At 72.4% G+C, this 25,586-nt stretch carries 25 protein-coding genes; 11 read left to right on the forward strand and 14 right to left on the reverse strand.

Features of this window, described 5'->3' with window-relative positions; genetic code table 11:
• Window positions 1–3: 3 nt before the first annotated feature.
• Both ACIA6C_RS08190 and ACIA6C_RS08195 read right to left on the reverse strand, forming a co-directional pair.
• A complete protein-coding gene (locus ACIA6C_RS08190) occupies window positions 4–1,275 on the reverse strand; it encodes an Ig-like domain-containing protein (RefSeq protein WP_399273735.1) in 1,272 nt (423 codons plus the stop codon).
• Window positions 1,276–1,421: 146 nt separating this feature from the next.
• Window positions 1,422–1,709 carry a hypothetical protein gene (locus tag ACIA6C_RS08195; protein WP_361129408.1) on the reverse strand — a complete coding sequence of 96 codons (288 nt, stop codon included), beginning with the start codon at window positions 1,707–1,709 and terminating at the stop codon, window positions 1,422–1,424.
• A gap of 165 nt (window positions 1,710–1,874) precedes the next feature.
• On the opposite strand from ACIA6C_RS08195, the gene ACIA6C_RS08200 reads away from it, so the two are divergent.
• Window positions 1,875–2,252: a hypothetical protein gene (locus ACIA6C_RS08200; protein ID WP_399273737.1), complete on the forward strand. Its 378-nt coding sequence runs from the start codon at window positions 1,875–1,877 to the stop codon at window positions 2,250–2,252.
• Between the two features lie 114 nt (window positions 2,253–2,366).
• Here the strand turns inward: ACIA6C_RS08200 and hutH are convergent, their stop codons facing one another.
• The 5 genes from hutH to ACIA6C_RS08225 form a co-directional block, all read right to left on the reverse strand.
• Window positions 2,367–3,908, reverse strand: a complete 1,542-nt coding sequence (gene hutH / locus ACIA6C_RS08205) for a histidine ammonia-lyase (protein WP_399274528.1) — start codon at window positions 3,906–3,908, stop codon at window positions 2,367–2,369.
• A gap of 74 nt (window positions 3,909–3,982) precedes the next feature.
• On the reverse strand, window positions 3,983–5,095 hold the full coding sequence (locus tag ACIA6C_RS08210) for a GGDEF domain-containing protein (protein WP_330261700.1): 1,113 nt from the start codon (window positions 5,093–5,095) through the stop codon (window positions 3,983–3,985).
• Window positions 5,096–5,212: 117 nt separating this feature from the next.
• On the reverse strand, window positions 5,213–6,013 hold the full coding sequence (locus ACIA6C_RS08215; protein WP_366081683.1) for an enoyl-CoA hydratase-related protein: 801 nt from the start codon (window positions 6,011–6,013) through the stop codon (window positions 5,213–5,215).
• A gap of 41 nt (window positions 6,014–6,054) precedes the next feature.
• Complete coding sequence (locus ACIA6C_RS08220; protein ID WP_361129414.1) at window positions 6,055–7,230, reverse strand: adenylate/guanylate cyclase domain-containing protein; 1,176 nt, start codon at window positions 7,228–7,230, stop codon at window positions 6,055–6,057.
• Window positions 7,231–7,396: 166 nt separating this feature from the next.
• Complete coding sequence (locus ACIA6C_RS08225) at window positions 7,397–8,272, reverse strand: biotin--[acetyl-CoA-carboxylase] ligase (protein WP_399273740.1); 876 nt, start codon at window positions 8,270–8,272, stop codon at window positions 7,397–7,399.
• 130 nt (window positions 8,273–8,402) lie between these two features.
• Here ACIA6C_RS08225 and ACIA6C_RS08230 point away from each other — a divergent pair, with 130 nt between their 5' ends.
• The 4 genes from ACIA6C_RS08230 (at window position 8,403) to ACIA6C_RS08245 (ending at window position 11,177) form a co-directional block, all read left to right on the forward strand.
• Window positions 8,403–9,998, forward strand: a complete 1,596-nt coding sequence (locus tag ACIA6C_RS08230; RefSeq protein WP_361129419.1) for an acyl-CoA carboxylase subunit beta — start codon at window positions 8,403–8,405, stop codon at window positions 9,996–9,998.
• Between the two features lie 15 nt (window positions 9,999–10,013).
• Window positions 10,014–10,220, forward strand: coding sequence for an acyl-CoA carboxylase epsilon subunit (locus ACIA6C_RS08235; protein ID WP_361129841.1), 207 nt, complete (start codon window positions 10,014–10,016; stop codon window positions 10,218–10,220).
• A 149-nt stretch (window positions 10,221–10,369) separates the two neighbouring features.
• The gene (mmpB, locus tag ACIA6C_RS08240; RefSeq protein ID WP_361129422.1) at window positions 10,370–10,504 is read left to right on the forward strand and encodes a morphogenic membrane protein MmpB; all 135 of its coding nucleotides are present in this window, start codon (window positions 10,370–10,372) and stop codon (window positions 10,502–10,504) included.
• A gap of 64 nt (window positions 10,505–10,568) precedes the next feature.
• On the forward strand, window positions 10,569–11,177 hold the full coding sequence (locus tag ACIA6C_RS08245) for a Maf family protein (RefSeq protein ID WP_399273742.1): 609 nt from the start codon (window positions 10,569–10,571) through the stop codon (window positions 11,175–11,177).
• Here the strand turns inward: ACIA6C_RS08245 and ACIA6C_RS08250 are convergent.
• Complete coding sequence (locus ACIA6C_RS08250; RefSeq protein WP_399273744.1) at window positions 11,158–11,619, reverse strand: hypothetical protein; 462 nt, start codon at window positions 11,617–11,619, stop codon at window positions 11,158–11,160. The genes ACIA6C_RS08245 and ACIA6C_RS08250 overlap by 20 nt on opposite strands.
• Window positions 11,620–12,009: 390 nt before the next feature.
• On the opposite strand from ACIA6C_RS08250, the gene ACIA6C_RS08255 reads away from it, so the two are divergent.
• On the forward strand, window positions 12,010–13,773 hold the full coding sequence (locus ACIA6C_RS08255) for an acetyl/propionyl/methylcrotonyl-CoA carboxylase subunit alpha (protein WP_399273746.1): 1,764 nt from the start codon (window positions 12,010–12,012) through the stop codon (window positions 13,771–13,773).
• Window positions 13,774–14,015: 242 nt separating this feature from the next.
• Here the strand turns inward: ACIA6C_RS08255 and ACIA6C_RS08260 are convergent, their stop codons facing one another.
• Both ACIA6C_RS08260 and ACIA6C_RS08265 read right to left on the reverse strand, forming a co-directional pair.
• The gene (locus ACIA6C_RS08260) at window positions 14,016–14,969 is read right to left on the reverse strand and encodes a DeoR/GlpR family DNA-binding transcription regulator (RefSeq protein WP_361129434.1); all 954 of its coding nucleotides are present in this window, start codon (window positions 14,967–14,969) and stop codon (window positions 14,016–14,018) included.
• Between the two features lie 175 nt (window positions 14,970–15,144).
• A complete protein-coding gene (locus tag ACIA6C_RS08265) occupies window positions 15,145–16,584 on the reverse strand; it encodes an NAD(P)H-quinone dehydrogenase (RefSeq protein WP_361129437.1) in 1,440 nt (479 codons plus the stop codon).
• A gap of 221 nt (window positions 16,585–16,805) precedes the next feature.
• Between ACIA6C_RS08265 and ACIA6C_RS08270 the strand changes: the two genes are divergently transcribed.
• The 3 genes from ACIA6C_RS08270 (at window position 16,806) to ACIA6C_RS08280 (ending at window position 19,839) form a co-directional block, all read left to right on the forward strand.
• Complete coding sequence (locus tag ACIA6C_RS08270) at window positions 16,806–17,243, forward strand: gamma-glutamylcyclotransferase (protein ID WP_136217134.1); 438 nt, start codon at window positions 16,806–16,808, stop codon at window positions 17,241–17,243.
• 111 nt (window positions 17,244–17,354) lie between these two features.
• Window positions 17,355–18,161, forward strand: a complete 807-nt coding sequence (locus ACIA6C_RS08275) for a purine-nucleoside phosphorylase (protein WP_329197751.1) — start codon at window positions 17,355–17,357, stop codon at window positions 18,159–18,161.
• Between the two features lie 37 nt (window positions 18,162–18,198).
• Window positions 18,199–19,839, forward strand: a complete 1,641-nt coding sequence (locus tag ACIA6C_RS08280; protein ID WP_361129844.1) for a phospho-sugar mutase — start codon at window positions 18,199–18,201, stop codon at window positions 19,837–19,839.
• A gap of 258 nt (window positions 19,840–20,097) precedes the next feature.
• Here ACIA6C_RS08280 and ACIA6C_RS08285 read toward each other — a convergent pair whose 3' ends face one another.
• Genes ACIA6C_RS08285 through afsQ1 form a run of 3 tightly spaced genes read right to left on the reverse strand, consistent with a single transcriptional unit; the run spans window position 20,098 to window position 22,914 of the window.
• A complete protein-coding gene (locus ACIA6C_RS08285) occupies window positions 20,098–20,757 on the reverse strand; it encodes a hypothetical protein (RefSeq protein ID WP_399273749.1) in 660 nt (219 codons plus the stop codon).
• Window positions 20,747–22,240, reverse strand: a complete 1,494-nt coding sequence (locus ACIA6C_RS08290) for a HAMP domain-containing sensor histidine kinase (protein WP_361129449.1) — start codon at window positions 22,238–22,240, stop codon at window positions 20,747–20,749. The genes ACIA6C_RS08285 and ACIA6C_RS08290 overlap by 11 nt, the downstream gene beginning before the upstream one ends.
• Window positions 22,237–22,914 carry a two-component system response regulator AfsQ1 gene (gene afsQ1, locus ACIA6C_RS08295; protein WP_180291024.1) on the reverse strand — a complete coding sequence of 226 codons (678 nt, stop codon included), beginning with the start codon at window positions 22,912–22,914 and terminating at the stop codon, window positions 22,237–22,239. Before afsQ1 ends, ACIA6C_RS08290 begins: the two co-directional genes overlap by 4 nt.
• A gap of 171 nt (window positions 22,915–23,085) precedes the next feature.
• On the opposite strand from afsQ1, the gene ACIA6C_RS08300 reads away from it, so the two are divergent.
• Window positions 23,086–23,778, forward strand: coding sequence for a SigE family RNA polymerase sigma factor (locus ACIA6C_RS08300; protein WP_361129452.1), 693 nt, complete (start codon window positions 23,086–23,088; stop codon window positions 23,776–23,778).
• Between the two features lie 571 nt (window positions 23,779–24,349).
• Here ACIA6C_RS08300 and ACIA6C_RS08305 read toward each other — a convergent pair.
• Entirely contained in the window at window positions 24,350–24,982 is a 633-nt protein-coding gene (locus tag ACIA6C_RS08305; protein WP_399273752.1) for a uridine kinase, read from the reverse strand.
• A 181-nt stretch (window positions 24,983–25,163) separates the two neighbouring features.
• Between ACIA6C_RS08305 and ACIA6C_RS08310 the strand changes: the two genes are divergently transcribed.
• On the forward strand, window positions 25,164–25,490 hold the full coding sequence (locus tag ACIA6C_RS08310) for a hypothetical protein (protein ID WP_399273754.1): 327 nt from the start codon (window positions 25,164–25,166) through the stop codon (window positions 25,488–25,490).
• Window positions 25,491–25,586 lie beyond the last annotated feature (96 nt).

The following is a 25,586-nucleotide window of genomic DNA, read 5'->3' on the forward strand; positions in this document are numbered from 1 at the left end:
GCGTCAGGAGGAGGAGCCGGCCTTCCACTCCGCCCAGCTCATGTTCCAGCCGTTGAGGCCGTTGTCGGGCTTGATGGTCTTGTCCGGGGAGTTGACCACGGTGACCACGTCGCCGATGAGCGAGTTGTCGAAGAACCACGCGCCCGCCGTGTTCGGGTCGTTGGCGCCCTGGGTGTCGTTCAGACCGACGCAGCCGTGGCTGGTGTTGACGCTGCCGAAGATCGAGTCCGATCCCCAGTAGTTGCCGTGGATGAACGTGCCCGAGGTCGACAGCCGCATCGCGTGCGGGACGTCCTTGATGTCGTACTCGCCCTTGCCCTCGCCGTTCTTGAAGCCGACGGTGGCGCCGTCCATCCGGGTCTCCTTGAACTTCTCGGAGATGACCATCTGGCCGTTGTACGTCGGGTTCGCCGGGGAGCCGGCCGAGATCGGGATGGTCTTGATGACCTGGCCGTCGCGGGTGACCGTCATCTTCTTGGTCTTCACGTCGACCGTGGAGACCTGGCTCCGGCCGATCTTGAAGGTGACGGTCTTGCTCTGGACGCCCTTGACGCCCGGGGCGCCCTGGACGCCGTCCAGCGCGAGCTTGAGCGTCACGGTGGAGTTCGCCTGCCAGTACTGCTCCGGGCGGAAGTCCAGGCGCTGCGCGTCGAACCAGTGGCCGACGACTTCCTGGCCGCTGCTGGAGGAGACGTTGATGGCGGCCTGGACGGCCTTCTGGTCCTTGATCGGCTTGTTGAAGGTGATCGAGACCGGCATGCCCACGCCGACGGTCTGGCCCTCGTCCGGCACGAACGAGCCGATGAAGCTGTTCTCCGGGGAGACGGTGGTGAAGGAGGCGTTCTCGTGCGCCTCGTGGCCCGCCTCGTCCTTGGCGCTCGCCGACACGGCGTACTTGGTGGAGCGCTTGAGGGCGGCGTCCGGCTTCCAGCTCTTGCCGTCGGCGGCTATCTTGCCCGGGACGTCCGCGCCGTCGGAGCTCTTGAGCTCGACCTTGGTGAGGGTGCCGTCACTGACGGTCACGCTCGTGGCGTCGTTCAGGCCGATGTTGGTGGCGCCGTCCTTGGGCGTGATGGCTATTCGGGCCTTCGAGGCGTCCTTCGCCGCCGCGGCGTCGACATCGGCCTGCGACTTGGCCGAGGCCTGGCCGCTGCCCTTTGGCTGGTCACCTCCGTCGTCACACGCCGAAAGCACCAGTACGCCACCGAGGACGGCGGAAATGGCCACCAGGGACCTCTTCCGCCGCTTGCTGTCCGTCCTCACACGCCACTCCATCGTTGCCGGAACCCCCGAGCTCCCTCCCAGCTGCCGCTGAAAGGTACCCACCGGGCAGGGGGCCATGCCCCCTGCCCACGGTTGTGACAACGCGTGAATGACCCGTTTCGGTTCCACATTCCGTTGGGATGTGTGCAACCACACGGTCAGGCGTTGCCGGTCACCTCTTCGTCGAAGTCCCCATCTTCCTCGTCCATGTCCCACTCCATGGACTCGGGGTCGTATTCGACGGGCTCACTGCTCCAGGAGGCCTGCGCCAGATCCACGCCGGGGATCTCCGCGACCAGGTCGGTGGGGTCGACCAGGTAGGCCAGGGCCTCCGACTCGTCCTCGCCCACCGCCGACTCGGCGTGGCCGCGCTCCTCGTCCGGCATGAACTCGTCGGCCTTGATGTGCGCGAGGGCGGCACCCGTGAGCGCTGTGGTGTCGGTCACTTCAAGGACCAAATCCACCCGAAGTCGTACGTACCGTGAGGTGTCAGAAGAGTTCATACGACGGAGAGTAAGCCCGGAACCTGTCCCGACTTTCCCACGACCCGCCCCTTTCACTAGCATCGGCGCACACGGCCAATTCGCTGCTGCCACAAGGGGGATCGCACCGTGTCCGCACGTCGATCGCTGCTCACCGCTCTCGGAGCGACCACCCTCCTCGCCGCCCTCTGGTTCGTGCCCTCGGCGAACGCCACCGCACCGGACCAGGCGCCGAGCCGTTCCGGCCCGTCCTACCAGCGGAGCCTTTCCGACGAGCCCGGCCAGACCGGCCAGGAAGCCCGGCCCGCCCAGGAGAACCGGGCCACGCTCACGCCCGCCGCCGCGGTCGTCAACACCTCGACGGCCCAGGAGGCCGCCGCCCTGCCCCTCTCGCTCGCCGACACCGGCAGCGTCGACACCAGCCCCTACCTGCTGGGCGGCACGCTCTTCCTGGGCGTGGGAGCCGGCTTCGTGGTCTTCTCCGTACGCCGCTCACGCACGCAGTAGCCGGCGCGGGCGACAGGCCGCCGGAGCACGCCGGAGCACGTGAAAGGGCCGCGCCCGGGAAACCCCGGGCGCGGCCCTTTCAGTCATGTCATGTCACGTCACGTCACGTCACGCTCAGGCGAGCGGACCCGTGACCGCCTCCACGGCGTCGACGAGGGCACCGGAACGCACGAACGCCTCGGCGGCGGCCAGGTCGGGCGCGAGGAAACGATCCGGCCCGGGGCCCTGGACGCCCGCCTCCCGCACCGCCGCGATGGCGGCCCGGCTGGCCGGGGACGGGGTGAGCCCGTGGCGCAGCTCGATGGCGCGGGTGGCCGCGTACAGCTCGATCGCGACGATCCGGGTCAGGTTGTCGATCGCGGTACGGAGCTTGCGCGCGCCCGACCAGCCCATGGAGACGTGGTCCTCCTGCATGGCGGAGGAGGGGATCGAGTCGGCGGAGGCGGGGACCGCGAGCCGCTTCATCTCGCTGACCAGCGCGGCCTGCGTGTACTGGGCGATCATCAGACCGGAGTCGACACCGGCGTCGTCCGCCAGGAACGGCGGCAGGCCGTGCGAGCGGTTCTTGTCGAGCAGCCGGTCGGTGCGGCGCTCGGCGATGGAGCCGAGGTCGGCGGCGGCGATGGCCAGGAAGTCCAGTACGTACGCCACGGGCGCGCCGTGGAAGTTGCCGTTGGACTCGACCCGCCCGTCGGGCAGCACCACCGGGTTGTCGACGGCCGAGGCGAGCTCGCGCGAGGCCACCAGGGCGGCGTGCGCCATGGTGTCGCGTCCGGCGCCGGCGACCTGCGGGGCGCAGCGCACCGAGTAGGCGTCCTGGACGCGCGGGGCGGTCTCCTCCTGGTAGTGGCGGACCAGGCCCGAGCCCTCCAGGACGGCGGCCATGTTGGCGGCGGAGGCGCCCTGGCCGGGGTGCGGACGGATGGCGTGCAGCTCGGGCGCGAGCACCTTCTCGGTGCCGAGCAGCGCCTCCAGGGTCAGCGCGGCGGTGATGTCGGCGGAGGTGTACAGCTTGCCGAGGTCGGCGAGGGCCATGATCAGCATGCCGAGCATGCCGTCGGTGCCGTTGAGGAGGGCCAGGCCCTCCTTCTCGCGCAGCTCGACCGGCTCGATCCCGGCTTCGGCGAGCAGCTCGCCCGCGGGGCGCACGACCCCGTCGGGGCCCTCGGCGTCGCCCTCGCCCATGAGGGTGAGGGCGCAGTGCGAGAGCGGGGCGAGGTCGCCGGAGCAGCCGAGGGAGCCGTACTCGTGCACGACCGGCGTGATCCCGGCGTTCAGTACGTCGGCCATCGTCTGCGCGACGGAGGGCCGGACGCCGGTGTACCCGGAGGCCACGGTCTTGAGGCGCAGGAACATCAGGGCGCGCACGACCTCGCGCTCGACGCGCGGGCCCATGCCGGCGGCGTGGGAGCGGACGATGTTGCGCTGGAGCTGGGCGCGCAGCTCGGGGCTGATGTGCCGGGAGGCGAGGGCACCGAAGCCGGTCGACACCCCGTAGACCGGCTCGGGCTTGGCGGCGAGCGCGTCGACGATCTCGCGGGCGCGGGCCAGGGCGTCCAGCGCCTCGCCGGACAGCTCGACCCGCGCGTTGCCGCGGGCGACGGCGATGACGTCCTCGGCGGTGGTCCCGGACGTTCCCACCACGACAGTGTGCATATCCATATTCAGCACCCTACGGACTGAATCTCTTCATGTCACTAGCGACTTGGTGGACCAGTCGTCACAGGCTGCTACGCCCTGCCGCGGAACCGGCGCCGCTCCCCCCTGCCCGCCTGGGCGGCGTCGGCGAGACGCACCACCGCGCTGTCCCGGCCGGCCACCACGGGCCCCCGGGAGCGGGCGGCCTTGGCCTTGTACTGGGCCGCGTCGGCGAGCCGGAACAACCGCCGCGAGGACTTCACCGGCCCGATCGGGTCCCCCGTCGAGGCGACCCCGCAGGCCACCCCCTCGCCCAGCTCCAGCTCGGCGGCGCGCAGGCACACCTCCTCGGTGACCCGCACCACCTCGTCCGCCGACGGACCGACGCTGACCAGGCAGAACTCGTCTCCGCCGAGCCTGGCCACGAGCGCGCCGGGCAGTATGGCCCCGCACAGGCTCAGTACGGACCCGAACCGCTCCAGCAGCCGGTCGCCCATGGCGTGCCCGAGGGTGTCATTGACCCGCTTGAGCCCGTTCAGGTCGCAGACGACGAGGCTGACCACGGCCCCGCTGCGCCGGTGCTCCTCCAGGGCCTCGTCGAGCCGCATGTCGACGGCCCGCCGGTTGGCCAGTCCCGTCAGCGGATCGGTGAACGCCAGGCGCCTGGCCTCTTCGAGGCGTTCGTTCTGCGCGAGCCCGGCGGCCACGACGGCGGCCAGTACGGTCGCGAACTCCGCGTCGTCCTCGTCGAAGTCGGGCAGGCCCTCGTCCCGGGCGACGTACAGCTCCCCCCAGGCCCGGCCGCTGAGCACGATCGGCGCGACCACGCAGGTGCCGCGTCCGCGCCGGCGCAGCGCTTCGCCGCGCCGGCCCGGGCGGCCGCCGCCCGCGGCCTCGACCCAGGCGTGGGGGCCGGCGCCGCCGACCCAGCGCTCGTGCAGGAACTCGGTGATCTCGGGGAACTCGTGGACGGGGTAGGACTCGTCCTCGGGGAACTCCTCCTCGCCCGCCCGCCGCTCGCCCTCGTTCACGAGGACGCGCAGCCGGCCGTGCTCGCGCTCCCAGGCGGAGATGGCGGCGAACGACCCGTCCATGGCCAGCCGGGCGCCCCGCGCGGCCGCCCGCACGCTGTCCCGTGGCGCGCACGCCGCCGCCATCGCCTGCGCGAGGCCCACGACGGCCCGAAGCCGCCCGTCAACTCCCATCACAACAGGTTAGGGAGTTCTATCCGATTTGGTGACAATCGCCGCGATCTACCTGTCCGGCGACGCCCCGGCGCCCGCCCGGCCCCGTCCGGGCCCGTCCGCCGCCCACGCGTCCGGCTACACGCCCGGCCACTGCGGCTTGCGCTTCTCGTTGAACGCCGCCACGCCCTCGGCCCGGTCGCCGGAGAAGGCCACCGTCCGCCACGCCGCGTCCTCGATCTCCAGACCGGCCGCCAGGTCCATCCCGTGACCCAGCCGCAGCGCCCGCTTCGCCGCCCGCAGCCCGACCGGCGAGTTCGCCGCCATCCGGGCCGCCAGCGCCAGCGCCTCCGCGCGGTCCGTGCCCGCCGCGACCACCGAGTCCACCAGACCCAGCTCCAGCGCCTCCGCGGCCTCCACCCGGCGCGCCGTGAAAACGAGCTCCGCCGCGCGGGCCGCACCGACCCGCCGGGGCAGCAGCTGCGTGCCGCCGCCGCCCGGGATCACCCCGACCGACACCTCCGGCAGGCCGACCACCGCGGTCTCGTCGGCCACGATCACGTCACAGGCCAGCGCCAGCTCGAAGCCGCCGCCGAGCGCGAAGCCGTGCACGGCCGCGATCGTCGGCATCGGGAGCTCCAGCACGCCCCCGTACGCACCCCGGGTCGTCGGCCGCTGGCGTACCAGCTCGGCGTCCGACATCGCGTTGCGCTCCTTGAGGTCGGCGCCCACGCAGAACGCCCGGTCCACCGCCGAGGACAGCACGACCACCCGTACCGAGGCGTCCGCCGCGAGCCGCGCGCACGCGTCCCCGATGGCCCGGGCCATGCCCGTGGACACCGCGTTCATCGCCTTGGGCCGGTCCAGGACCAACTCCACGACCCCGTCCTCATGCCGGCGCACGGCCAGGAACTCCGACTCCACGGTCTCCGCCGCCACGCTCTTCGACGCCACAGGACAGCCCTCCCGGTTAACGAACGTTACCCGGGGATCCTAGGGGTCCGCCGCGTCAGCGACCAGGGCTCCACGACCCCGAGCCCGCGCACCGGACGCTGCCACATCGGCTGGAGCGCGAACCGATAGGTCCCGCCGCCCTCCTCCGACTCGGACTCCTTCTCGGAGACCGGCGCGGCGCCCGTCCGGCCGAGTTCCTCGGCCATGGCCCCGTCCACCAGCACCGCGTCCTTGGGGGCTATGGACGTCAGCCGGCTGGCCAGGTTCACCGTCGTCCCGAAGACGTCGCCCATCCGGGTCGTCACCGTCCCGAAGGCGATCCCCACCCGCAGCTCGGGCATCTGCGGGTCCGCCTCCATCGTCTCGATCAGCCGCATCGCGATCTCCGCCGCCGTCGCCGCGTCGTCCGCCGCGTACAGCACCTCGTCGCCCAGCGTCTTGATCAGCCGTCCGCCGTGCGCGGCGATCAGGTCCGCCGCCGTCGTCTCGAAGGCCTCGACCAGCTCGCCGAGCTCCTCCTCCTCCAGCCGACGGGTCAGCCGGGTGAAGCCCACCAGGTCCGCGAAGCCCACCGCGAGGCGCCGGTCGACCATCTCCTCGTCGTCGGCCACCTGCACCACGCGGCCGGTCGCGGCCGCCAGCTGGCGCCGCCACACGTAGACGAGGAACTCCTCCAGCTCCGGCAGCAGCAGCTCGACCAGCGGGTACGTGACCTCCGTCCGGGTCATGCCCGGCTCCGGCGGCTCCGTCAGCCCCTCCAGGAAGGAGTCGATCTGCCATTCGGCCAGCCGGGCGGTGGTCTGTCCGGTGGACCGCGCGACCTGCACCGCCATCGGCTCGCTCAGCAGCCCGGCCTCCACCAGACCGGCGAGCCGGCGCAGCGCCAGGACGTCCGCCTCGGTGAGGGCCTTGGCCTGGCCGATGTCCGCGAAGCCCATGGCCCGCCAGAAACGGGAGGCGAGCTCCATCGACACCCCGGCGCTGCGGGCGGCCTGGAAGGGGGTGTAGCGGCGCTCGGCACCCAGGATCAGCTGCTCCAGGCGGATGGCCAGCGGGTCGGCCGTCGGCTGGACCGTGTGGTCCACCTCGTGGTGGGGAGTGTGCTGGTCCCGCCCGATCGGGGTGCCGCCCGAACCGGCCTGGGTCGCACCCGCGCCGGACCCGGACCCGGACGCGCCGGACGTAGGGTCGTCGACGGTCAAGGGCCGCCTCCTGTCCATTCCGTACGCAATTCCGACTACCGAACCGGTTGATCACCGCATGACCGGGATCTCCGCCGGCTACCGCTGGGTGCTGCCCCCAAAACCATACGGCAGGTGTGCCGTAGCTCACTCCCCGCTCGGCGCGCCCGACCGGGCCTCCGGGCCGCTACCGGATCGACCGCAGGTGGACCACGTCCCCGGCCCCCACGGCCAGCCGCTCGTCCTCCGCCGTGCGGATCACGAGCCGCCCGTCCGCGTCGACCGCTTCGGCCGTCCCGGTGATCGTGCGGCCGCCGGGCAGGTCCGCCCGGACGTGCCGGCCCAGCGTCGCGCAGCCCGCCGCGTACGTCTCCTGCAGACCGCTGGCCGCCGGGTCGCCGCCGGCCGCGCGCCAGGTCTCGTACCACTGCTCCAGGGAGCGCAGTACGGCCTTGAGCAGCGGTTCCCGGTCGGTGACGGTGGCCTTGGCCAGGGCGAGGGAGCCCGCGGTGTCGACGGGCAGCTCGTCCTCGGTGAGGGTGACGTTCAGCCCGATGCCGACGACGACCCCGTCAGCGACGCGCTCGGAGAGGATGCCGCCCGTCTTGCGTTCCTCGCCCTCGATGGTGACCAGCAGGTCGTTGGGCCACTTGAGGGCGGTGTCCACGCCCGCCGCACGCGACAGCCCGGTCGCGGTGGCCACCCCGGCGAGCAGGGTCAGCCACCCCCACCGCTCCTCGGGGACCCCGGGGCCGGGCTTGAGCAGCACCGAGAAGAACAGCCCGGACCGGGCGGGCGCCACCCAGCTCCGGTCCAGCCGCCCCCGGCCGGCGCTCTGCTCCTCGGCGACGAGCACGGCCCCCTCCTCCAGCTCCGCGGCCCGCGCGGCGAGGTCGGTGTTCGTGGACCCGGTGGACGAAACCACCTCCAGCGAACGCCACAACCCCTCCCCCACGAGATGGCGCCGCAAAACGGCGGCGTTCAACGGCGGCCGGTCCAGGCTGGACCAACGTCCCGCGGAAGCTCCCGAGGGAGTTCCTCCTGATGCATCTGTTGGCGTCATGCAACCCACAGTAGGTGTGTCAAACGCCGCACTGCCGAGCGCCATGCCCGCCGATACGCTACGCACGAGTAGCCAGCAGCAGTCCATCAATTGACCAGGCACTTGACACCACACAGGGAGCCGCGCCCCGATGTCACAACCCTCAGAGCCGATCGACATGCACACGACCGCGGGGAAGATCGCGGATCTGCAGCGCCGGATCGACGAAGCCACTCACGCCGGGTCCGCGCGGGCGGTGGAGAAGCAGCACGCCAAGGGGAAGCTGACGGCCCGTGAGCGGATCGGTCTGCTGCTGGACGAGGGGTCCTTCGTCGAGCTCGACGAGTTCGCCCGGCACCGCTCGACCAACTTCGGACTGGAGCAGACCCGCCCCTACGGCGACGGCGTCGTGACCGGCTACGGCACGGTCGACGGGCGGCCGGTGGCCGTGTTCTCGCAGGACTTCACCGTCTTCGGCGGGGCCCTCGGCGAGGTCTACGGCCAGAAGATCATCAAGGTGATGGACTTCGCGCTGAAGACGGGCTGCCCGGTCATCGGCATCAACGACTCCGGCGGCGCCCGCATCCAGGAGGGCGTCAGCGCGCTCGGCATGTACGGCGAGATCTTCCGCCGCAACGTCCACGCGTCGGGCGTCATCCCGCAGATCAGCCTCGTCGTGGGCCCCTGCGCCGGCGGCGCCGTGTACTCCCCCGCCATCACCGACTTCACCGTGATGGTCGACCAGACCTCGCACATGTTCATCACCGGCCCGGACGTCATCAAGACGGTCACCGGCGAGGACGTGGGCTTCGAGGAGCTCGGCGGCGCGCGCACCCACAACTCCACCTCGGGTGTCGCCCACCACATGGCCGGGGACGAGAAGGACGCCATCGAGTACGTCAAGTCCCTCCTCGCCTACCTGCCGTCCAACAACCTCTCCGAGGCGCCCGCCTTCCCGGAAGAGGCGGACACCGAGGTCAGCGACCTCGACCGCGAACTCGACGTACTGATCCCGGACAGCGCGAACCAGCCGTACGACATGCACACCGTGATCGAGCACGTCGTGGACGACGGCGAGTTCCTGGAGACGCAGTCGCTGTTCGCGCCGAACATCCTCACCGGCTTCGGCCGCGTCGAGGGCCACCCGGTGGGCGTCGTCGCGAACCAGCCGATGCAGTTCGCCGGCTGCCTGGACATCAACGCCTCCGAGAAGGCCGCCCGCTTCGTGCGGACCTGCGACGCCTTCAACATCCCGGTGCTGACGTTCGTCGACGTACCGGGCTTCCTGCCGGGCACCGACCAGGAGTACAACGGAATCATCCGGCGCGGCGCGAAGCTGATCTACGCCTACGCCGAGGCCACCGTCCCCCTGATCACCGTCATCACCCGCAAGGCGTTCGGCGGCGCGTACGACGTCATGGGCTCCAAGCACCTCGGCGCGGACCTGAACCTGGCCTGGCCGACCGCGCAGATCGCCGTCATGGGCGCGCAGGGCGCGGTGAACATCCTGCACCGCCGCACGATCGCCGAGGCCGAGGCCGCCGGACAGGGGGAGGAGACGCGGGCCCGGCTGATCGCCGAGTACGAGGACACCCTGCTGAACCCGTACACCGCCGCCGAGCGCGGGTACATCGACGCGGTGGCCATGCCGTCGGAGACCCGGGCACACGTGGTGAAGGGGCTGCGGCAGCTGCGGACCAAGCGGGAGTCCCTGCCCCCGAAGAAGCACGGCAACATCCCCCTCTAGGAGGTCAGTCCTGTGGTGATCAAGGTCGTCAAGGGGAATCCGACGCCGGAGGAGCTGGCCGCCGCACTGGCGGTGGTCCAAGCGCGCGCGGCGGCGCTGGCTTCCGCGCCGTCGGGCGCGCCCGGGGTCGCGGACGAGTGGTCGGCGCCCGCGCGGGTGGCGCGGCGGACGCTGCCGCAGCCGGGTCCGCGCGCCTGGGGGCGCACGTACTGGCCCGTGTGAGGGACGGGTCGCAGAGCCCGCGCAGAGGGCCGGATCGCAGGGGGCGGGTCCGCACAGGGTTCGCCGCCGCGAAGATGGCGTGAACGGACGGTGGCGCCTGAGTACGCGTACTCAGGCGCCACCGTCCTGCGTGGGGCAAGGATCGGAGGATGCTCTGGTCAGACCCGAAGGACGAGCCGCCGAAGGACATGCGCGACGCGCAAGACATGCTGCGGCGGCTGATCGTGGTGCTCGCCCTCGCCATGATCGTCGTGGTGTACGTCCTCGGCGTGGGCCCGTTCTGAGGCCCGGCCCGGGCCCCTGGGGAGCCGTCCGCGCGCCCGCCCGCAGGCCCCTACGATGGCTGGCATGACTGCTGCCGCGCCCCGCTCCGTCGTCCTCGCCTCCGCTTCGCCCGCCCGGCTGAACCTGCTGCGCCAGGCCGGGCTCGCCCCGCACGTGATCGTCAGCGGCTTCGACGAGGACGCCCTCTCCGCCGACACGCCGTCCGAGCTGGCGCTGGCGCTGGCCGAGGCGAAGGCCGCCGTGGTGGCGGCCCTGGACGAGGCCGCGGGGGCGCTGGTGATCGGCTGCGACTCCGTACTGGAGCTGGACGGGGAGGCCCTCGGCAAGCCGGCCGACGCCGAGGAGGCCACGGCCCGCTGGAAGTCGATGCGCGGCCGGGCCGGGGTGCTGCGCACCGGGCACTGCGTGATCGACACGGCGAGCGGCCGTCAGGTTTCGGCCACGGCGTCCACGACGGTCCGCTTCGGCGAGCCGACGGACGCGGAGGTGGCCGCGTACGTGGCCAGCGGCGAGCCGCTGCACGTGGCGGGCGCCTTCACCCTGGACGGCCTGTCGGCGCCCTTCATCGACGGCATCGACGGGGACCACGGCAACGTGATCGGGATCTCCCTGCCCCTGCTGCGCTCGCTGCTGGCCGAACTGGGCGTGTCCATCACGGATTTGTGGGCCTGAGCTCCCCCGGTCCGGCCGGCGGGGCGCCTTGGACGTCCTGGCCCCCCACGGGCGGCAGGGCGTAGAGCACCAGCGCCAGTACGAGCAGGCACAGGATCACCATCAAGGCGGCGAAGGCGCCCCAGCCCACCAGTCCGAGGGCGAGGGCGCCGAGCACCGCGTGGGTGACGGCGGCGACCACCAGGACGACGCGGGCGAAGCGGCCGGGCGCCCGGTCCCGTACGGCGGTGACGGCCAGCAGGACGGCGCAGAGCAGCAGGAAGGCGCCCATCACCGCCCCGAGGCCGTAGGTCGCCCGGGCCATGAGGTCGGGGTCGCTGCCGGCGATCGACATCGACTGGTTCTGCGTCGCCTTCGCCAGCACGACGTGCACGAGTACGAGCACCGCCGCTTCCACGACGAGCACGATCGCGGCCAGTGCGGCCACGAGTCTGCGCAGCACGACGCCCCCATCCCCAGAAGCCACAGGCCGGGATCCAGAAGCCTGTTCGACGCCTGGAGGCTACTCATGGGTAAACGTGTGGACAAGGGGTGCGGGCAGCTTGGTTGCGGACGGGCCCGCGTGACGGCTCTCACGCAAAGAATGCATAGGCCGTTCGTAGGGACTCCACAAAGATTCACCAGGGGCCGCTGACCCGGTGAACAGAGACCTCGGCTGCGCGACGGGGTTACTGTGCAGTCGGGGATCTCCCTGACCTGGGGCGACACAAGGGTTTCTGGGCTCGGGCAAGCCTCGCTATCACGCTCTGTGTGGGGAAGCTCACCTGCGGATAGGGGTCGAAAGGCCGTGTCAGCTGTCCCTAAACTCAGCTTGTTTCTAGGAGGAGCCATCGTGCGCAAGGTGCTCATCGCCAACCGTGGCGAAATCGCTGTCCGCGTTGCCCGTGCCTGCCGGGATGCCGGGATCGCGAGCGTAGCCGTCTACGCCGACCCGGACCGGGACGCGCTGCACGTCCGCGCGGCAGACGAAGCGTTCGCGTTGGGCGGTGACACCCCGGCCGCCAGCTACCTGGACATCAAGAAGGTCCTCCAGGCAGCAGCCGACTCCGGTGCTGACGCCATCCACCCCGGATACGGCTTCCTGTCCGAGAACGCGGACTTCGCCCAGGCCGTCATCGACGCGGGCCTGACCTGGATCGGCCCGCCGCCGCAGGCCATCCGCGACCTCGGTGACAAGGTCGCCGCCCGTCACATCGCCCAGCGCGCCGGCGCCCCGCTGGTGGCCGGCACCCCGGACCCGGTGTCCGGGGCCGACGAGGTCGTGGCCTTCGCCAAGGAGCACGGCCTGCCCATCGCGATCAAGGCCGCCTTCGGCGGCGGCGGTCGCGGTCTCAAGGTCGCCCGCACCCTCGAAGAGGTCCCGGAGCTGTACGACTCCGCCGTGCGCGAGGCCGTAGCCGCGTTCGGCCGGGGCGAGTGCTTCGTGGAGCGCTACCTCGACAAGCCGCGCCACGTCGAGACGCAGTGCCTGGCCGACTCGCACGGCAACGTGGTGGTCGTCTCCACCCGTGACTGCTCGCTCCAGCGCCGCCACCAGAAGCTCGTCGAGGAGGCGCCCGCGCCGTTCCTCACCGAGGCGCAGAACGCCGAGCTGTACGCGGCGTCCAAGGCGATCCTCAAGGAGGCCGGCTACCAGGGTGCGGGCACCGTCGAGTTCCTCGTCGGGACCGACGGCACCATCTCCTTCCTGGAGGTCAACACCCGCCTCCAGGTCGAGCACCCGGTCACCGAGGAGGTCGCCGGCATCGACCTCGTGCGCGAGATGTTCCGCATCGCCGACGGCGAGGCGCTCGGCTACGACGACCCGCAGCTGCGCGGCCACTCCTTCGAGTTCCGCATCAACGGCGAGGACCCGGGCCGCGGCTTCCTGCCGGCCCCGGGCACGGTGACGAAGTTTGCCGCGCCCTCGGGCCCCGGTGTCCGCCTGGACGCCGGTGTCGAGTCCGGCTCGGTCATCGGCCCGGCGTGGGACTCCCTGCTGGCCAAGCTGATCGTCACGGGTGCCACCCGCGAGCAGGCCCTCCAGCGTGCCGCCCGCGCCCTGGCGGAGTTCGAGGTGGAGGGCATGGCCACCGCCATCCCGTTCCACCGCGCGGTCGTCGCCGACCCGGCGTTCGCCCCGGCCGACGGCACCCCGTTCAAGATCCACACGCGGTGGATCGAGACCGAGTTCGTCAACGAGATCCCGGCCTTCACGGCGCCCGCCGCCGAGGAGGCCGACGAGGAGCCCGGCCGCGAGACCGTGGTGGTCGAGGTCGGCGGCAAGCGGCTGGAGGTCTCCCTCCCGTCCTCGCTGGGCATGACGCTGGCCCGCACGGCCGCGGCGGGCGGTGCCAAGCCGAAGCGCCGCGCCGCGAAGAAGTCGGGGCCGGCCGCCTCGGGCGACACCCTGGCGTCGCCGATGCAGGGCACGATCGTCAAGGTCGCCGTGGAAGAGGGCCAGCAGGTCAACGAGGGCGACCTGATCGTCGTCCTGGAGGCCATGAAGATGGAGCAGCCGCTGAACGCGCACCGCTCCGGCACGGTCGTCGGCCTGTCCGCCGAGGTGGGCGCCAGCCTCACCTCGGGCGCGGTGATCTGCGAGATCAAGGACTGACGCCCCATCGCGAAGGCCCCCGTCCGGTCGGGCGGGGGCCTTCGCGTGCACGGGGCCCGGGTACGGGTCCCGGGACGTGCCCCGGCACCGCCCCGGGGCAGATCACGCCGCGCCGGGGCGCCCAGGGACTGTCGGCGGGGTTCCGGGCGCGCCGTGCGGGACGTGGTCCCGCGAACGCCGGTGCGGCCGCAGGCCCTTGCACAGCGGCGAGGTAGGCGCCCACCGCACCGCCGGCCTCCCGCTCAGCGCCGGCGCATGTCCGCGACCCGGGGCCGGTCCCCGGCAGCGGCCTGCTCCAGCATCGAGGCGGGCGCGCTGCGCAGCTGCGCCGTCGGACCGCCGCGCCGCTGCACCGGGAGGGGCGACTCGCGCCGGGGCCGGCGCCCCGCCATCCCCTCGCCGCCGGAGGCCGTCGCGCCGCCCGCCACCGTGATCTGCACGCCCTGGTCGGCCAGCGCCTGGAGTTCGGTGGCGGCCCGGTCGTCGTGCGGCGGCGGCTCGTCGGTCACCAGCCGTGTCATGACGTCCGTCGGCACGGTCTGGAACATGGTGTCGGTGCCCAGCTTGGTGTGGTCGGCGAGGACCACCACCTCCGCGGCCGCCTGCACCAGTGCCCGATCCACGCTCGCGGAGAGCATGTTGGACGTGGACAGGCCGCGCTCGGCCGTCAGGCCGCTCCCGCTCAGGAAGGCCCGCGACACCCGCAGCCCCTGGAGGGACTGCTCGGCGCCGCTGCCTACGAGCGCGTAGTTGGAGCCGCGCAGGGTCCCGCCGGTCATCACCACTTCGACCCGGTTGGCATGGGCCAGCGCCTGGGCGACGAGCAGCGAGTTGGTGACCACGGTCAGCCCGGGCACCCGCGCGAGCCGGCGGGCCAGCTCCTGGGTGGTGGTACCCGCGCCGACGACGACGGCCTCGCCCTCTTCGACGAGGCCGGCCGCGACGTCCGCGATGGCTGTCTTCTCCGCGGTGGCGAGATGGGACTTTTGCGGAAAGCCGGACTCCCGCGTGAAACCGCCCGGCAAGACCGCACCGCCGTGCCGGCGGTCGAGGAGTCCTTCTGCCTCCAGTGCCCGCACGTCCCGCCGTACGGTCACTTCGGAGGTCTGGACGACGCGGGCGAGCTCACGGAGCGATACCGCTCCGTTGGCCCGCACCATTTCGAGGATCAATTGGCGACGTTCTGCAGCGAACACGAAACTGACAGTAACCCGGACGACCGACTGCTTTCAGCTCCTTCCGCCGGAATACCGAAGTTGTCCATAAGGTGGGGCGACAAGTGGTATACGCGGCCGGACAGTTGCGTGAACAGTGCGCTCCGGCCCCTCCCGTCGCCCCAAATCCCTTGTGGAACAGGGCGGTTCGCGGCGGTTACGCCTCCCCGGCGACCTTGCGGGTGTGCAACTGGCGCGCCACCTCGGCGATCGAGCCGGACAGGGAGGGGTACACCGTGAACGCGTTTGCGATCTGCTCGACCGTCAGGTTGTTGTCCACCGCGATCGAGATGGGGTGGATGAGCTCGCTGGCGCGCGGCGCGACGACCACGCCGCCGACCACGATGCCGGTGCCGGGGCGGCAGAACAGCTTCACGAAGCCGTCCCGGATGCCCTGCATCTTCGCCCGTGCGTTGCGCAGCAGCGGGAGCTTCACGACGCGGGCGTCGATCTTGCCGGCGTCCACGTCGGCCTGGGTGTAGCCGACGGTGGCGATCTCGGGGTCGGTGAAGACGTTCGAGGAGACCGTCTTGAGGTTCAGCGGGGCGACCGCGTCCCCGAGGAAGTGGTACATCGCGATCCGGCCCTGCATGGCGGCGACGGACGCCAGCGCGAAGACGCCGGTCACGTCACCGGCGGCGTACACGCCCGGCGAGGACGTGCGCGACACCTTGTCCGTCCAGATGTGCCCGGACTCCTTGAGCCGGACTCCGGACTCCTCCAGGTTCATGCCCTGGGTGTTGGGGACGGCGCCGACCGCCATCAGGCAGTGGGTGCCGCTGATGACCCGGCCGTCGGAGAGGGTGACCTCGACCCGGTCGCCGACCCGCTTGGCGGACTCGGCGCGGGAGCGGCCGATGACGTTCATGCCGCGGCGGCGGAAGACGTCCTCCAGGACGGCGGCGGCGTCGGGGTCCTCGCCCGGCAGCACCCGGTCGCGCGAGGACACCAGGGTCACGCGGGAGCCGAGGGCCTGGTAGGCGCCGGCGAACTCGGCGCCGGTCACACCGGAGCCGACGACGATGAGCTCTTCGGGGAGCTCGTCGAGGTCGTAGACCTGGGTCCAGTTGAGGATGCGCTCGCCGTCGGGCATCGCGTCGGGGATCTCGCGGGGGTGGCCGCCGGTCGCGATCAGCACCGCGTCGGCGGTCAGGATCGTCTCGGAGCCGTCGGCCGCGGTGACGATGACGTCCCTGGTGCCGTCGATGCCCTGCGGGCCGCCGAGCTTGCCGCGGCCGCGCATGACGCGTGCGCCCGCCCGGGTGACGGAGGCCGTGATGTCGTGCGACTGGGCGAGCGCGAGGCGCTTGACGCGCCGGTTCACCTTGCCGAGGTCGACGCCGACGACGCGCGCGGCCTGCTCGATGTGCGGCGTGTCATCCGCGACGACGATGCCGAGCTCCTCGTACGACGAGTCGAAGGTCGTCATGACCTCGGCGGTCGCGATGAGGGTCTTGGAGGGCACGCAGTCGGTCAGTACCGAGGCGCCGCCGAGTCCGTCGCAGTCCACGACGGTCACCTCCGCGCCGAGCTGAGCCCCTACGAGGGCCGCCTCATACCCGCCGGGTCCGCCGCCGATGATCACGATCCGGGTCACGAAAACTCCGCCTCACGTCTACCCGGCCGGCTGCCGCCCCGGCCGGGGCTTCCGGGGGGTCTCCCCGGGGGATGCATTCCGTGCCCCATTGTCCCGCACGCTTCAAGGTGCTTCACGCCCGGTCCCGCCATCGGCTCCGCCGAACCGGTCATCCTGTGGCCGGCCCCCGGTCATCCGCCTGGGCACGCCGCCCGGGCCGCCCCTCCCGTACCCTCGACCTCATGTCGCTCTACGCCGCGTACGCCGGCAACCTCGACCCGCGGCTGATGACGCGCCGCGCTCCGCATTCGCCGCTGCGCGGCACGGGCTGGATCAACGACTGGCGGCTGACCTTCGGCGGCGAGCAGATGGGCTGGGAGGGCGCCCTCGCCACGATCGTGGAAGCGCCCCGCCAGCAGGTCTTCGTCGCCCTGTACGACATCGCGCCGCTCGACGAGGACTCGATGGACCGCTGGGAGGGCGTCGGGCTCGACATCTACCGCCGGATGCGGATCCGGGTGCACACCCTGGACGGCGAGGAGGCCGCCTGGGTGTACGTGCTGAACGGCTACGAGGGCGGCCTGCCCTCCGCGCGCTACCTCGGCGAGATCGCGGACGCGGCCGAGTCGGCGGGCGCGCCGCACGACTACGTGATGGAACTGCGCAAGCGCCCCTGCTGAGGCCCCTGCGGCCACCGGGTGTCATTTCGGTGGAAACGACAAGGCAACGATCCGAACACCGTGACCTGTGCCATCTACGCGCGTAGGCCAGGAACGGTTACGCTCGTCAGCGTGAACGCATCTGTAACCGACCCCTTCGCCGACGCCACCGCCGCGGCCGCCCGCCTGCGCGAGCTGACCGGCGCCGAAACCCACGATGTCGCCCTCGTCATGGGCTCCGGCTGGGCCCCCGCCGCAGAGGCGCTCGGTGCGCCCGAGGCCGAGTTCCCGGTCACCGAGCTGCCCGGCTTCCCGCCGCCCGCCGTCGAGGGCCACGGCGGCAAGATCCGCTCGTACAAGATCGGCGACAAGCGCGCGCTGCTCTTCCTCGGCCGGACCCACTTCTACGAGGGCCGCGGCGTCGCCGCCGTCGCCCACGGCGTCCGTACCGCCGTCGCCGCCGGCTGCAAGACCGTCGTGCTGACCAACGGCTGCGGCGGCCTGCGCGAGGGCATGAAGCCCGGCCAGCCGGTCCTGATCAGCGACCACCTCAACCTGACGGCCACCTCGCCGATCGTCGGCGCCAACTTCGTGGACCTCACCGACCTCTACTCGCCGCGCCTGCGCGCGCTGTGCAAGGAGATCGACGAGACCCTCGAAGAGGGCGTCTACGTCCAGTTCCCCGGCCCGCACTACGAGACCCCGGCCGAGATCAACATGATCCGCGTCATGGGCGCGGACCTGGTCGGCATGTCCACCGTCCTGGAGGCCATCGCCGCCCGTGAGGCCGGCGCCGAGGTGCTCGGCATCTCCCTGGTCACCAACCTGGCGGCGGGCCTGTCCGGCGAGCCGCTGAACCACGAAGAGGTGCTCCAGGCCGGCCGTGACTCGGCCTCGCGCATGGGCAAGCTGCTGACCCAGGTCCTCGCCCGCATCTGAGGACCGTACGAGAGGTAAGGCGGAAGTAGTGCAGGAAGTGCAGGACGACCTGATCACCCGGGCCCGGGCGTGGCTGGCCGAGGACCCGGACCCGCAGACGGCGGCCGAACTCGCCGAGCTCGTCGAGGCGGGCGACACCGCGGAACTCGCGGACCGCTTCTCCGGCATGCTGCAGTTCGGCACCGCCGGGCTCCGCGGCGAGCTGGGCGCGGGCCCGATGCGGATGAACCGCGCCGTGGTCATCCGGGCCGCGGCGGGCCTCGCGGCCTACCTCAAGGCCCAGGGCCACGCCGGCGGCCTGGTCGTCGTCGGCTACGACGCGCGCTACAAGTCGGCGGACTTCGCCCGTGACACCGCGGCCGTCATGACCGGCGCCGGTCTGCGGGCGGCCGTCCTGCCCCGCCCCCTGCCGACGCCCGTCCTCGCGTACGCCATAAGGCACCTGGGCGCCGTCGCCGGCGTCGAGGTGACCGCGAGCCACAACCCGCCCCGGGACAACGGCTACAAGGTCTACCTCGGCGACGGCTCCCAGATCGTCTCCCCGGCGGACGCCGAGATCGCGGCGGAGATCGGGCGGATCACGACCCTCGCCTCCGTACCGCGCCCCGAGTCCGGCTGGGAGGACCTCGGCGACGAGGTCCTGGAGGCCTACCTGGCCCGTACGGACGCCGTCTTGACCCCCGGCTCCCCCCGGGGCGTGCGGACCGTCTACACGGCCATGCACGGCGTCGGCAAGGACGTCGTGACGGCCGCCTTCGCCCGGCACGGCTTCCCCACCCCGGTGCTGGTGGCCGAGCAGGCGGAACCGGACCCCGCCTTCCCGACGGTCGCCTTCCCCAACCCGGAGGAGCCGGGCGCGATGGACCTGTCCTTCGCGAAGGCCGCCGAGGTGAACCCGGACATCGTCATCGCCAACGACCCGGACGCCGACCGCTGCGCGGTGGCCGTCCCGGACGACGGCGGCTGGCGGATGCTCCGCGGCGACGAGGTCGGCGCGCTCCTGGCCGCCCACCTGGTCCACAAGGGCGTCCGCGGCGTCTTCGCCGAGTCCATCGTCTCCTCCAGCCTCCTGGGCCGGATCGCGGACGCGGCGGGCCTCCCCTACGAGGAGACGCTCACCGGCTTCAAGTGGATCTCCCGCGTCGAGGGCCTGCGCTACGGCTACGAGGAGGCGCTCGGCTACTGCGTGGACCCCGAGGGCGTCCGCGACAAGGACGGCATCACCGCCGCCCTGCTGATCGCCGAACTCGCCTCGGAGCTCAAGGAGCAGGGCCGCACCCTGAGCGACCTGCTGGACGACCTGGCGATGGCCCACGGCCTGCACGCCACCGACCAGCTCTCGGTACGGGTCTCGGACCTGTCGGTCATCGCCTCCGCGATGGCTGCCCTGCGCGCGCAGCCGCCGGTGTCCCTGGCGGGGCTGCGGGTCACCTCGGCCGAAGACCTCAGCCACGGCACGCAGGCGCTGCCCCCCACGGACGGCCTGCGCTACTACCTGGAGGGCGACTACCGGGCCCGTGTGATCGTCCGGCCGTCGGGCACGGAGCCGAAGCTCAAGTGCTACCTGGAGGTCGTGGTCCCGGTCTCCGAAGCCTCCGACCTCGCTCCGTCCCGCACCCGCGGCCAGGAGATCCTGGATGCGATCAAGAAGGACCTCTCGGCGGCCATGGGCATCTGACCCGCCCGGCGCGCCCGTCCCCCGGGCGCCCCGGCAGTCCCCGCACGCCCACCCGGCCCCCCGCGCCTCCCCGGCCCGGGGGGCCGTCGCCGTTTCATACCGGGCTCCCCGCCTGCCGGGGTCGGCCTTGCCGTCGGCGGCAGGGTCGCACGATGACGGGCGTCACGGCCGCACGCCCGGCCTCGTCGGGCCCGGGGACGCGGCGGGTCAGCCGAAGGGTCCGGGGCGGCGGGCCGGAGCGTCCCGGGGCACGGCGCGTCAGGAAGGCGACGGGCGGACCACGTCCCCCAGCGTCGGCACCGACTCCGGCCTGGAGCGGACGGCGTCACTGCACTCCCACGCCCTCGGCGGATCCGCGTCCGGCCCGCCCAGGACCACCGGCCCCGGCCCCGCCGACACCGCCTCGCTGTCCGCCATCGTGCACACGACCTGCGACAGCGCCACCGGCGGCAGGTCCTCCGGCTTCCGGCTCAGCCGCACCGTCCCCGCCGGGTCGCCCGGCCGCGTCGGCACCGCCGACAGCCCGTTCGGGACCCCGGTCGAGAATCCGGCGTCCCGCTCCTGCGCCGACGGCTCCCGCTCCAGCGCCTCCAGCAGCGCCTGCGCCGCCAGCACCACCGGGTCGCGCGCCGGCCGCTTCTCGGGCACGGGGACCACCCGTTCCACGCCCACCAGCTGGGACCCGCACACCAGCTCCACCGTGGCCCGGAACCCCGGCACCCCGCTCGGCTGCTGCCCGCCCGGCTGCGCCGGGGTGTCGCACGACACCCGCGACGGCGCCGCGCCCACGTCCACCGGCACGGTCGTCGCCCGGATCCCGCAGCCGCCGACGCCGGCCACCGTCACGGCCGCCGTCAGCAGCAGCCCCGCGGTCCGCCCCGCGCCGCGCGCCGCACCCCGCCCAGTCCTACGCCTCACCGGCGATCACCTTCCCCACGTCCACCGGCAGCCGCAGCGTGAACATCGCCCCGCCCTCGCTGCCGTTCGCGGCCGTGATGTCACCGCCGTGGATGTGCGCGTTCTCCATCGCGATGGACAGGCCCAGCCCGCTCCCGTCCGACTTCGGCCGGGACGCGCTCGCCTTGTAGAACCGGTCGAAGACGTGCGGCAGCACCTCCTCCGGAATGCCCGGGCCGTTGTCCTTGACCACGATCAGCAGCCACTCCCCCTCCACCCGCACCGACACCCGCACCGGCGAACCGCCGTGCTTGAGCGCGTTGCCGATGAGGTTGGCAAGGATCACGTCGAGCCGCCGCGGGTCGAGCCGCACCACGATCCCGCGCTCCGCGTCCAGTTCCACGGCGTCCAGCCACGCCCGCGCGTCGATACAGGCCGTGACCTGGTCGGCGACGTCCACGTCGTCCAGTACGAGGCGCGCCGTCCCCGCGTCGAAGCGGGTGACCTCCATCAGGTTCTCCACCAGGTCGTTCAGCCGCCGGGTCTCGCTGACCACCAGCGCCACCGCCGGTGCGATCATCGGATCGAGGTCGTCGACCTCCTCCTCCAGCACCTCGGCGACCGCCGTCAAGGCCGTGAGCGGTGTGCGCAGTTCGTGCGACATGTCCGCGACGAAGCGCCGGCTGGCCTCCTCCCGGGCGCTCATGTCGGCGACCTTCTTCTCCAGCGCCTCCGCCGTCTTGTTGAAGGTGTGCGACAGGTCGGCGAGTTCGTCGGTCCCCGACACGTCGAGCCGGTGGTCCAGTTCGCCCTCCCCGAGCCGGCGCGCCGCGTCCCCCAGCCGTTGTACGGGCTTGAGCACGGTCCGGGCCGCGGCCTGCGCCAGCAGCGCGGATCCGAGCAGCGCGAGACCCGTGGCGATGGTCAGCGACCAGCCGAGCGCGTTGAGGTCGTCCCGTTCCTGCGCGAGGGACTTGTACATGTAGCCCGTCGGCCCGCCGCCCACGATCCGTGTGCCGCCCACCAGGTACGGGTTGCCGTGCGGCTTCGTGCGCTGCCAGTACATGTGGTACTCGGCGTCGTTGGCGGCCGTCGTCTTCTGCCGGTCGTTCACGGCGTTCTGGAGGGATTTGGGTACGTCGCCCAGCCCGAAGGAGTCGGGGCCCGCCGCGCCGAACACCTTGCGGCCGTCTTTCCGCTCCTCCACCAGCAGCACGCTGTACCCGGGGCTGCTGCCCGCCATCAGCTCGGCGGTGCGCTGCAACTCGTCCGGCGTCGGGTCGGCGGGCAGCGCAGCGGCCCGGTTCTGCATCTCCTGGCGGAAGTCGCCGAGGGCCGCGTCCTGGGTACGGGTGAGCACCGCCTCGCGGTTGAGCCAGTAGGCGATCCCGGAGGCGGACACGGCGGCCGTCAGCGCGACGAGGGCGAACACCACGAGGAGCCGCAGCCGCAGGCTGGTCCAGCGCCGGCCCGCGAACACTCCCCGCAGGAACTGCTTGGTCACTGCGGGGAGTCCAGGCGGTAGCCGACGCCGCGGACCGTACGGATCAGCGTGGGCGAGGAGGGGACCTCCTCGACCTTCGCGCGCAGCCGCTGCACGCAGGCGTCGACGAGGCGCGAGTCACCGAGGTAGTCGTGCTCCCAGACCAGGCGCAGCAACTGCTGCCGCGACAGCGCCTGGCCGGGCCTGCGGCTGAGCTCCAGCAGCAGGCGCAGCTCGGTCGGGGTGAGTTGGAGGTCCTCGCCGTTCTTCGTCACCGTCATGGCGGCGCGGTCGATGACCAGGGACCCGAACACGGCGGAGTCACTGGCTTCGCGTTCGCCGCGGCGCAGCACGGCCCGGATGCGGGCGTCGAGCACCCGGCCCTGGACGGGTTTGACAACGTAGTCATCGGCTCCGGACTCAAGCCCGACCACCACGTCGATGTCGTCGCTGCGCGCGGTCAGCAGGATGATCGGCAGCTGGTCGGTGCGCCGGATCCGCCGGCACACCTCGAAGCCGTCGATCCCGGGCAGCATCACGTCCAGCACGATCAGGTCCGGCCGCTGCTCGCGCAGCAGTTTCAGGCCGTCCTCGCCCGTCGCCGCGGTGGCCACACGGTGGCCCTGGCGGGACAGGGAGAGTTCGAGGGCCGTGCGGATGGCGTCGTCGTCCTCGATCAGCAACAGGAAAGGCACGGGCTCATTCTGTCCCATCAGCCGTCGGGACTCGACCGTCCGCCGTACGGGGACGCGACGGCGGGCCGCTGTGACAGGGCTGTGACAGTCGCAGGACACCGCGGTTAAGTCGGCGGGGCAGGCTTCTCACCAGAGACGGACCGAAGCAGACTCCACGACGGGGGGCGCGAGATGAACACGCTGCACAGCACCACGACCAGCGCGGTCGTCACGCGGCTGCACGATGCGAACCGCCGGGCGGGTGTCCGTACGGCGACGGTCGCCCGTCAGCGGCCGACGCATCCTGTAGCCATTGACGCGAACACCTACCAGGCGGTTCCCGCTCCGGCGAAGCCGTCCTCCTCGGAGGCGGAATTCACCGCGTACGTCCAGGAACGGCGCGCGGCGCTGTTCGCGACGGCGTTCCACCTCACCGGCGACCGGTACGAGGCGGAGGACCTGCTGCAGAGCGCGCTGTTCTCGACGTACCGGGCCTGGGACCGGATCAGCGACAAGGCGGCGGTCGGCGGGTACCTGCGGCGCACGATGACGAACCTGCACATCAGCGCGTGGCGTCGGCGGAAGCTGAACGAGTACCCGACGGAGGAGCTGCCGGAGACGGCCTCGGACACGGACGCGATGCGGGGTACGGAGCTGCGGGCGGTGCTGTGGCAGGCGCTGACCCGGATCCCGGAGCCGCAGCGGACGATGCTGGTGCTGCGGTACTACGAGGGCCGCACGGACCCGGAGATCGCGGAGATCCTCGGCATCAGCGTCGGCACGGTGAAGTCCAGCATCTGGCGGTCGCTGCGGAGGCTGCGCGAGGACGACGTCCTGAGCTTCGGCCGGGACGAGGCGGAGTCCTTCGGGGAACTCGTCGCCTGACGAAGACCATCGGGCCGAGGGGGCCCGTCCCACGGGGGTGGGGCGGGGGCCGCGGGGGGAAGAGGCGGGATCAAGCGGTCGGGGGTCCGCATGATCCCGCCTCTTCGCATGCCGTGCGCCTGGCCGGCGTCCGAGCCCCACCCCGCCGCCCCGCGGCTCTGCCCGGCACGGCCGCAGCCTCCGGCCTCACAGGCCGACCGCCCCGCAGGCCAACCCGGGCCGCCGGCCAACTCCAGCCGCGCGGGGCGCCTCCCAGCGGTGGCCGGGGGAGCCTGAGGCGCGGGTCCGGGCAGAGCCCGGTGCCCGGCGGAGCCGGGTTCCCTGGGGCTCCGCCCCAGACCCCGCGCCTCAAACGCCGGCGAGGCTGAAACATGCGCCCCGGCGCCAGAACGCACCGCGGTGGAGCCGCGAGGCCGGGGTGGCGCGGCGCAGACGCCGAGGCACCGAGGCGCAGAACCGGGGTGATGCGGCGGAGCCGCGCGGGCGGGGCGGGATCGCCGGCCCGGAGGGGGCGGAGGGGGCGGCGGCGGAATCCGGACGGGGGGAGGCCGGGTGGTTCCCCGGGGCAGTGCTAGGCCGGGGTCGGGGTGCGGTGGCGGCCCGCCGCGGAGGCGGCCAGCCGGCCGAGGGCCTCGTCGCGGGAGCAGGCGTACGCGCCGAGCGCGGTGTGCCGGGCCACGATCCCCCGCTCCGCCCGCATCAGCCGCCACCCCCTGCGCAGCAGGAACGGAACCGACTTGCGCCCCTCCCGCAGGTCCCGCGCCAGCCGTCGGCGGAACGTCGTCGAAGGCCGCCCCCGCAGGCAGATCGCGTCCGCCAGCAGCCCCAGCTCCTGGCACCGGGCCACGATGTCGGCGGCGAAGATCCCCTCCGCGATGAACAGCGGCGTCCGGGCGATGTCCAGCGTCTCCGACCCCGTCCGCGAGGACGTGGCGATGGAGTACACCGGCACCTCGGTACGCCCCGCCGCGCACAGTTCCTCGATCGCGGCCACCGCCGCCTCCGCGTCCCACGACAGCGGCGAGTCCCAGTCGATGTCGGTACTGCCCTCCACCAGCGGCAGCGTCGGGTCGTCGCCCTCCTTGTAGAAGTCGTCCAGGCGCAGCACCGGCAGGCCCGAGCGGGCCGCGAGCGAGGACTTGCCGGAGCCCGAGGGTCCGGTCAGCAGGACGACGCGGGTGGGGAGGGGAGAGGAGGAGCTCACGGGACACCAGTGTGAACCATCACCTGTCGTATCGGTACATCGGTGACGGGTCCTGCGAGCACTCTCACACGCGGTGGCCCACGGCACACCCGGCCCCCGCGGACCGCCGGTTGGAAACCCGGCCCGGCCCTCCACTACGCTGCGTGCGCACGCGACTACGACAGACCAAGGCGGGATCCTCATGGCAGCACTCCGTACCGCAGGCCTGACCCTCTCGATGGCCGGTGCGGCCCTGACGATGGCCGCCGGCGGCGCTCAAGCGGGCGAACTCTCCGTCCCGGCGGCCCTGGCCGGCGTCACCGACCCGATCGCGAACCTGAAGGTGAACCCGCTCGCCCACACCGGCGTGGACCCACTCGACAACGGCGTGGGCACCAAGGTCGCGGACTTCCCGGCCGTCGGCACGACCATGGTCACCGGCGTCCTGACCCAGGGCCCCTCGGTCGGTGAACTGCCCACCGCCGCCGCGGGCTCGCTCCTGGGCCCGCTGCTGCCCGCAGGGGAGTGACGGAAAGGCCCCGGCAGCGCGGGGGACGCTGCCGGGGCCGGTTCTCGCGCGGCGCTCCGAGTACTCCCGGTGCTCCCCGTACTCCTGGGGTTCCCG

The organism is Streptomyces sp. NPDC051578, assembly GCF_044454045.1.
Classification (GTDB): Bacteria; Actinomycetota; Actinomycetes; order Streptomycetales; family Streptomycetaceae; genus Streptomyces.